We start from the raw sequence: 7390 nt of genomic DNA on the forward strand, positions 1-7390 counted from the left end.
GTCATGTACTTCCCGACCGAGGATGGCGGCTCGGAGCTGCAGCGATTCCGGGCGGGCGAGCTCGACATCACCTTCGACCTGCCGAGCGAGCAGATCCCCAGCCTGAAGAAGGATATCCCCGAGCAGCTGCACGTCGTCCCGTTCCTGGCGACCTATTTCTACGCCTTCAACACCGCCTCGGCGACGGCAGCACGCCGCCGCCCCGGCGCGAGGACTGGTCGCGGCCCGGCCGGCTGGAGGAGATGCTGCCGCATGCCCGCCGCTTCGCGCTGCCGGAGGCCGACATCGTCGAGATCGTCACTGCGACGCCGGAGTTCTGGGAGTACCCGATGTGCGACCGCGATCCGCTGCCGCGGTGGCGGCATGGCCGGGTGACGCTGCTGGGCGACGCGGCGCATCCGATGTACCCGGTGGGATCGAACGGCGCGTCCCAGGCGATCCTCGATGCCCGCGCGCTGGCCGACGCCCTGGCGGACACGTCGGATGCCGTCGCCGCACTCGAGCGCTACGAGGCGGACCGCCGGCCGAAGACGGCGGAGATCGTGCGGCTGAACCGCAGCGGCGGGCCGGAGGGCGTGATCGACGTGATCGAGCAGCTGGCGCCGGACGGCTTCGAGGACATCGACGCCGTCCTGCCGCATGCGGATCGCCAGGCGATCGTCCGCGGCTACGCGACGGTCGCGGGCTTCACCCCGGCCCAGCTGCGCCGTTGACTAGGCGGGGGGAGGCAGGAAGTCGACGTCGTGCTTGGCCGCCAGCGCCACCACCGCCTCGGGCGTCTGTTCCGGCAGGTCGTGCAGTCCCTGGAACAGCTCAACCAGCCGGCCGGTCGGCGCCACCCAGAACAGCGACTTCGCGATCGCGCCGCTATTGTTGAAGATGCCGTGCGGGATGCCCTTCGGCAGGCGCACCAGGTCGCCGACCGTGGCCGAGGCGTTGGCACCATCGAGCATGAAGTCGAGCCTGCCCTCGAGGATGTAGAGGAACTCGTCCTGCAGCGGGTGGATGTGCGGCGGCACGAAGGTGCCGATGCCGAAGGTGGCGTGCCAGGCGAAGCTGTCCGCCGAGATCTGCTTCGGTACATAGGTCTGGCCCAGGATCGACCAGGAGATGCCGTCGATCCCCTCCGCGGCCCCGGTGATGCCGGCCGTCATCGCCTTCATGTCGCGTCTCCCTGCTGCTGTTGCGATTGCCGGAAGAGTACGGCGTCCGCGACGAAAAGGCAGGCAGCAAAAAGGCCCGCCGAAGCGGGCCTCGATCAGCGTCGGGTGATGTCGTCAGACCGGGATCAGGGCCGCGGCGGCGCGCCGGCCTTCCGAGATCAGGACGTTGTAGGTGCGGCAGGCGGCGCCGGTGTCCATGGCGTCCATGCCGATGCCGGCCTCCCGGATCTGCCGCCGCAGCGCCGAGGGCAGCAGCACCATGCGGGGGCCGCAGCCGATCAGCAGCACCTCGACCGGCGGGTCGATCCGCCGCACCGGGTCGAGATGGGCGAGGGCCAGATCCTCGATCCGGTCCAGCGACCAGGGCGCTTCGCCCTCCGGCCAGATCAGCATCGGCCCTTCGTACAGGGTGCCGGCGACCCGGAAGCCGCCGGACGGATAGCCATCGATCATCCGCCGGCCGGGCGGGATGACGGAGTTGATCTCCATGGCCGATCCCGCCCCCGTTCAGCTCACTTCCGCGACAGGAAGCGGCCCAGCCCCTTCGGCTTGTCCGCCTCGGCCGGCGCATTGGCCGCGGCCGGGGGCACAGCCTCCTCGTCCTTGTCGCCGTTGCCCGACCCGCCGCCCTTGGCCGGCTCGGTGCGGGCCAGGACCGTGGTCACGGTGCTGCGGAGCACCTTGACCCGGACATTCTCGGCGATCTCCACCGTCAGCTCGTCATCGGCCACCTTCTGCACGGTGCCGATGATGCCGCCGCCGGTGACGACGCGGTCGCCGCGGCGCAGCGCGCCCAGCATGTCGCGATGCTCCTTCGCCCGCTTCTGCTGCGGCCGGATGAGCAGGAAGTAGAACACGACGAAAATGAGGATCAGCGGCGCGAATTGCACGAGCAGGCCGGCACCACCGGCCGCGCCGGCATCAGCCGTCTGGGCGTAAGCCTCGGAAATCAGCATCTTTCGCTCCACCTTTGCAGTCGCGCGCGACTATAGCGGCAGGCGCTACCGTTGCAACGGAATCCGGTCCGCCCGCGGCTGCGACAAGGGAGCCCTGCGGCGGTTGATCTCGACAGCCCTGCGGCACGATCATTAGCGTCGGCGGGCCGAAAACGAAGGAGACCGTCCGGTGGCCGACCTGGACCCGACACATCTGCAGCTGCTGACCCGCATCGCCGATGCGCTGGAGCGGCTGGCCCCGCCGCCGCCGGCGCCGACCGATCTGGCCAGCGCCGACGCCTTCACCTGGGATGCCGAGCACGGCCGGCTGCTGCCGGTCGCCGCGGTCAGCCGGGTCGATCTGGACCTGCTGCAGGGCATCCAGCTGCAGCGCGACCTGCTGCTGGAGAACACCCGCCGCTTCGCCCAGGGCCTGCCGGCCAACAACGCCCTGCTGTGGGGCTCGCGCGGCATGGGCAAGAGCTCGCTGGTCAAGTCGGTGCATGCGGCGGTGAACGGCGAGGCCGACGGCATCCTGGCCCTGGTCGAGATCCATCGCGAGGACATCTCCTCCCTGCCCCGGCTGCTGCACCTGCTGCGCGCCTCGGACCGCCGCTTCATCCTGTTCTGCGACGACCTGTCCTTCGACGGCCAGGACGCCAGCTACAAGTCCCTGAAGGCAATCCTGGAGGGCGGCATCGAGGGCCGGCCGGAGAACGTCGTGTTCTACGCCACCTCGAACCGCCGCCATATCCTGGCCCGCGAGATGATCGAGAACGAGCGGTCGACCGCGATCATCGCCGGCGAGGCGGTGGAGGAGAAGGTCTCGCTGTCCGACCGCTTCGGCCTGTGGCTCGGCTTCCACGGCTGCAACCAGGACACCTATCTGGAGATGATCGAGGGCTACGCCAAGGCCTTCGGCCTGGAGATCGATCCCGTGGCGCTGCGGGCCGAGGCGCTGGAGTGGACCATCACCCGCGGCTCCCGCTCCGGCCGCGTCGCCTGGCAATACATCCAGGATCTGGCCGGCCGCCTGGGCAAGCGGCTGGAGGCTCCGAAGTAGGAAGACGGGGCGGCCTGCGCCGCCCCTCTCTCCTCACGGCAGGAACAGCCCGACGCCCGGCGCCAGCGGCAGGCCGAGCTCGATCCACAGCACCAGGAAGGCGGTCCAGGCGACCAGGAAGCCGATCGAGATCGGCAGCGTCATCGCCGCCAGCGTGCCGATGCCGGCGTCCTTCTGATAGCGCTGCAGGAAGGCGAGGCAGACGGCGAAATACGGGCTCATCGGCGAGATCACGTTGGTGACCGAATCCGAGATGCGGAAGGCGGCCTGGACCAGCGCCGGCTCCAGCCCCACCAGCATCATCATCGGCACGAACACCGGCGCCATCAGCGACCATTGCGCCGAGCCGGAGGTGATGAAGACGCTCATCACCATCGCCAGCAGCACGAAGGCCAGCACCAGCGGCGTGCCGCCCAGCCCGCCGGTGTCGAGCAGGTGCGAGCCGTGGATCGCGATCCATTCGCCCAGATTGGTCCAGCGGAACCAGGCCAGGAACTGCGAGATGGCGAAGAACAGCACCAGGGTCGGCGCCAGCTCCTTCACCGCTTCGGCCATGTAGCCGGCGACGTCGCGGGCGCTCTTCACCTTGCCGACCGCGGAGCCATAGACCCAGCCGAGCGTCAGGAAGAACACCGCCAGGATGGCGACGATGGCGTCGAGGAAGGGCGACGGCACCAGCCCGCCCTGCTCGTTGCGCAGCGGCGATCCGGCCGGCAGCACCGCGGCCAGCACCACCACGAGGAAGGCCAGCGCCACCCAGCCGACACGCTTGAGCGCCCGGCTCTCGACCTGGCCGATCGGCTCCAGCTTCAGCACCACGTCGCCGGTGTATTTGCCGGCCAGCGGCTCGACGATCCGCTCGATCACCAGCGTGCCGACCAGCGACAGCAGCACCGCCGAGCAGGCGATGAAGTAGTAATTGTCGAGCGGCGAGACATAGGCCTTCGGGTCGATCGCATGCGCGGCGCCGGTGGTGATGCCGGACAGGATGATGTCGACCGGGGTGATGAACAGGCTGGCGTCGTAGCCGGCGCCGACCGCGACATAGCCGGTGACGGCGCCGACCAGCGGGTTGCGCCCGACCGCCTGGAAGATCATCGCCGAGAGCGGGATCAGCACGATGTAGGCGGCGTCGGACGCCATGTGGCTGCACATGCCGACCAGGAAGATGACGAAGGTGGTCAGGACCCGCGGCGCCTTGATCACGCTGACCTGCATCAGGCTGGCGATCATCCCGACCTTATCGGCCACGCCGATCGCCAGCATGATCACCAGGATGACGCCGAGCGGCGGAAAGTTGACGTAGTTCTTGGCGATCGAGGTCAGGGCGAAGACCAACCCGTCGCCGGAGATCAGGCTCTGGACCGCGATCTCCTTGCCGGTCTTCGGGTTGATGCCGGAGGCGCCGCCCATCGCCATCAGCCAGGACAGCACGGCGACGACGGCGCAGAGGATCAGGAACAGGAGGAACGGGTGCGGCAGGCGGTTGCCGGCGCGCTCGATCAGGGCCAGGAAGCGCTGCATCCAGGAGCGGTCTTCGGCGTGGGAGTCGGCGGTCATGGTCAGCGGCCCCCCAGGCGGCGTTCGGCAATGGCCAGGAACATCCCGGCGGCGACCGGCAGGATCTCGTCGCGGTAGTCGTAGCGGGGATGGTGCAGATAGGCGCTGTCCTCGCCATTGCCGACGAAGAAGAAGCAGCCCGGCACCTGCTCCAGATAGAAGGCGAAGTCCTCCGCCCCCATGGTCGGCAGCGCGTCCATCCGGCCGGAGCGGTCGGGGCCGACTGTGTCCAGGGCAGTGGCCAGAACGAAGTCGGTCTCGCCGGCATCGTTGACCACCGAGGGGATGCGCATGCTCTGCGCGATCGCCGCGGTGGCGCCATGCGCCTCGCAGGTCTGGGCGATCACCCAGCGCAGCTCCTGGTCGATCCGCTCATACGCGGCCGGCGAGCCGTCGCGGGTGTTGATCGCCAGCGTCGCCGCCATCGGGATGATGTTGTGGCTGTTGCCGCCATGGAACTGGGTGACGGTGACGACGCCGGACTCCAGCGGCGACAGACGGCGCGACACCACGCTCTGCAGCGCCTGCACCACGGCGGTGCCGACGAAGATCGGGTCGATCGCCAGGTCCGGGCGCGAGGCATGGCCGCCCTTGCCGGTGATGGTGACCTCGTAGAGCGAGCTGCCGCCCATGGTCGGGCCGGTCTTGGCGAAGACCCGGCCGAGCGGATAGGCGGGCCGGTTGTGATAACTGTAGATGGCGGCGACGCCGTCCAGCACCCCGGCCTCGATCATCCGGGCGGCGCCCAGACCGCCCTCCTCCGCCGGCTGGAACAGGAGCTTGATCCGGCCCGACAGGTGGTCGGCCATGCCGGCGAGGCCGCCGGCGGCCAGCAGCAGCGAGGCGGTGTGCCCGTCATGGCCGCAGGCATGCATCTTGCCGGGGACGGTCGAAGCGTAAGGCAGGCCGGTGTCCTCGAGGATCGGCAGCGCGTCCATGTCGGCGCGGAAGGCGATGGTCGGCCCCGGCCGGCCGGTGTCGAGCAGCCCGACCACGCCGGTCTCGGCCACCCCGGTCTCGACCGCGTAGCCGAGGCCGCGCAGCCGCGACGCCACCAGGTCGGCGGTGCCGCGCTCCTCGTACTTCAGCTCGGGGTTCGCATGCAGATGCCGGCGGGTCGCTACTGCTTCCGCGATCGCCTCGGGCGAGAAGCTGTCCATTGCCATCCCTGTCCAGGTTGTCGTTCATCCTCCCTGGTAGGAACGCGACCCGCATGCCACAAGCACCATAATTCGCACAACGCGTTGCCGCTTCGGCAACGGAGGAAAGGACCGGCATGCACAGCACCGCGCTTCGGTACTTCCTGGAGGTCGCCCGCTCCGGTTCGATCGCGGATGCGTCGAAGCGGCTGAACGTCGCCGCCTCCGCCATCAGCCGCCAGATCGCCAAGCTGGAGCGCGAGCTGGGGGCCGAGCTGTTCGAGCGCCGGCCGCGCGGCATGGTGCCGAGCGCCGCCGGCGAGATCCTGGCCAGCCATGCCCGCCGGTCGATGCTGGACGGCGAGCGCGCGGCGGCCGAGATCCGCGAACTGCAAGGCCCCCATCGCGGCCATGTCCGTCTGGCCAGCTTCGAGGGCTTCGGCCTGGACGTCCTGACGCCGGTGGTGGCGGCGTTCCGGCGCGAGCATCCGGGCGTGAGCTTCCATCTGTGGATCGGCACCTCGGTCGAGATCGCCGAGCGGGTGCGGGACGGCGAGACCGACATCGGCGTCACCTTCAACCTGGCGCCGCCGCGCGGCACGGCGGTGGAGCGGATGATCCGCCGGCCGATGCACGCGCTGATGCCGGCGCATCACCCGCTGGCCGGGCGGGAGAGCCTGACCCTGGCCGACACCCGGCCCTACCCCGTCGCCCTGCCCGACCCGGACCGCACCCAGCGCCAGCTGATCGACGCCGCCTGCAACCTGCAGGGGCTGGCGCTGGAGCCGGTGCTGTCCACCAACTCGATGGCCGCGCTGCGCCGCTTCAGCGACATCGAGGGCTGCATCCACTTCACCAGCGCCATCCGCGACCTCGGGCGGGTGGCGCTGGGCGGCTTCGTCGCCGTGCCGGTCGCCGATGAGAGCATGACCGACAGCACGCTGCACATCCTGACCATGGCCGGCCGCACTCTGCCGGCCGCGGTCCGGGCTTTCCTGCACGCCCTCCTGGCCGAACTGGCGCCGGTGGAGCGGCCCTAGGTCAAGCCCGGCAATGACAGGAAACGGAATCCCTTATCCGTCAACCCTCACTGCAGGTACTGCTTCGGGTCGACCGGCTGGCTGTTCTTGCGCACCTCGAAATGCAGCTGCGGCTGGTCGACGGCGCCGGTCTGGCCGACCGTGCCGATGGTCTGGCCGGCGCCGACCTGGTCGCCCTTCTTCACCGACAGCGACGCGGCATGGGCATAGGCGGTGACCAGCCCGTCGCCATGCTGGATCAGCACCAGGTTGCCGTAGCCGCGCAGCTCGTTGCCGGCATAGGCGACGACGCCGGGGCCGGCCGCCTTGATCGGCGTGCCCGCCGGGGCGGCGATGTTGATGCCCTGGTTCGGCTTGCCGGCCAGCGGCGCGTTGAAGCCGGCGATCACCGAGCCGGTGACCGGCCAGGCGAAGCGGCCGCCGCCCCGGGCCGGGGCCGTGGGTGGCGGCCGGCGGCGGCACGGTGGCGCTGGCCACCGGTGGCACGGCC

9 protein-coding genes are annotated in these 7390 nt (G+C 70.0%); 3 read left to right on the forward strand and 6 right to left on the reverse strand.

What is annotated here, in order from left to right; genetic code table 11:
- The first annotated feature begins 242 nt into the window (after positions 1-242).
- Complete coding sequence (locus P409_RS20950; protein ID WP_052121064.1) at positions 243-713, forward strand: FAD-dependent monooxygenase; 471 nt, start codon at positions 243-245, stop codon at positions 711-713.
- On the opposite strand, the gene P409_RS20955 is transcribed toward P409_RS20950, so the two are convergent.
- The 3 genes from P409_RS20955 to yajC form a co-directional block, all read right to left on the reverse strand.
- Positions 714-1163 carry a cupin domain-containing protein gene (locus tag P409_RS20955; protein ID WP_034843132.1) on the reverse strand — a complete coding sequence of 150 codons (450 nt, stop codon included), beginning with the start codon at positions 1161-1163 and terminating at the stop codon, positions 714-716. It lies immediately after the preceding gene.
- Positions 1164-1277: 114 nt separating this feature from the next.
- Positions 1278-1652, reverse strand: a complete 375-nt coding sequence (locus tag P409_RS20960; RefSeq protein WP_034843134.1) for an Mth938-like domain-containing protein — start codon at positions 1650-1652, stop codon at positions 1278-1280.
- Positions 1653-1675: 23 nt separating this feature from the next.
- A complete protein-coding gene (gene yajC, locus P409_RS20965; RefSeq protein ID WP_034843137.1) occupies positions 1676-2119 on the reverse strand; it encodes a preprotein translocase subunit YajC in 444 nt (147 codons plus the stop codon).
- A 169-nt stretch (positions 2120-2288) separates the two neighbouring features.
- Here yajC and P409_RS20970 point away from each other — a divergent pair, with 169 nt between their 5' ends.
- A complete protein-coding gene (locus P409_RS20970; RefSeq protein ID WP_034843141.1) occupies positions 2289-3161 on the forward strand; it encodes an ATP-binding protein in 873 nt (290 codons plus the stop codon).
- Between the two features lie 33 nt (positions 3162-3194).
- Here P409_RS20970 and P409_RS20975 read toward each other — a convergent pair whose 3' ends face one another.
- Positions 3195-4721, reverse strand: a complete 1527-nt coding sequence (locus P409_RS20975) for an AbgT family transporter (RefSeq protein WP_202964748.1) — start codon at positions 4719-4721, stop codon at positions 3195-3197.
- 2 nt (positions 4722-4723) lie between these two features.
- Complete coding sequence (locus tag P409_RS20980; protein WP_034843145.1) at positions 4724-5881, reverse strand: M20 metallopeptidase family protein; 1158 nt, start codon at positions 5879-5881, stop codon at positions 4724-4726.
- A gap of 116 nt (positions 5882-5997) precedes the next feature.
- Here P409_RS20980 and P409_RS20985 point away from each other — a divergent pair, with 116 nt between their 5' ends.
- Complete coding sequence (locus P409_RS20985; RefSeq protein WP_034843148.1) at positions 5998-6900, forward strand: LysR family transcriptional regulator; 903 nt, start codon at positions 5998-6000, stop codon at positions 6898-6900.
- A gap of 47 nt (positions 6901-6947) precedes the next feature.
- On the opposite strand, the gene P409_RS20990 is transcribed toward P409_RS20985, so the two are convergent.
- On the reverse strand, positions 6948-7390 hold a 443-nt coding region (locus P409_RS20990), incomplete at its 5' end, for a murein hydrolase activator EnvC family protein (protein ID WP_152613465.1).

Source organism: Inquilinus limosus MP06 (genome assembly GCF_000767795.1).
Lineage (GTDB): Bacteria > Pseudomonadota > Alphaproteobacteria > DSM-16000 > Inquilinaceae > Inquilinus > Inquilinus limosus_E.

Excerpts from the sequence above, each read along its gene's own strand:
- P409_RS20975 (WP_202964748.1), bottom strand. The coding sequence starts at position 4,721 with ATGACCGCCGACTCCCACGCCGAAGACCGCTCCTGGATGCAGCGCTTC.
- P409_RS20955 (WP_034843132.1), bottom strand. The coding sequence starts at position 1,163 with ATGAAGGCGATGACGGCCGGCATCACCGGGGCCGCGGAGGGGATCGAC.
- P409_RS20960 (WP_034843134.1), bottom strand. The coding sequence starts at position 1,652 with ATGGAGATCAACTCCGTCATCCCGCCCGGCCGGCGGATGATCGATGGC.
- P409_RS20980 (WP_034843145.1), bottom strand. The coding sequence starts at position 5,881 with ATGGACAGCTTCTCGCCCGAGGCGATCGCGGAAGCAGTAGCGACCCGC.
- P409_RS20950 (WP_052121064.1), top strand. The coding sequence starts at position 243 with ATGCTGCCGCATGCCCGCCGCTTCGCGCTGCCGGAGGCCGACATCGTC.
- yajC (WP_034843137.1), bottom strand. The coding sequence starts at position 2,119 with ATGCTGATTTCCGAGGCTTACGCCCAGACGGCTGATGCCGGCGCGGCC.
- P409_RS20985 (WP_034843148.1), top strand. The coding sequence starts at position 5,998 with ATGCACAGCACCGCGCTTCGGTACTTCCTGGAGGTCGCCCGCTCCGGT.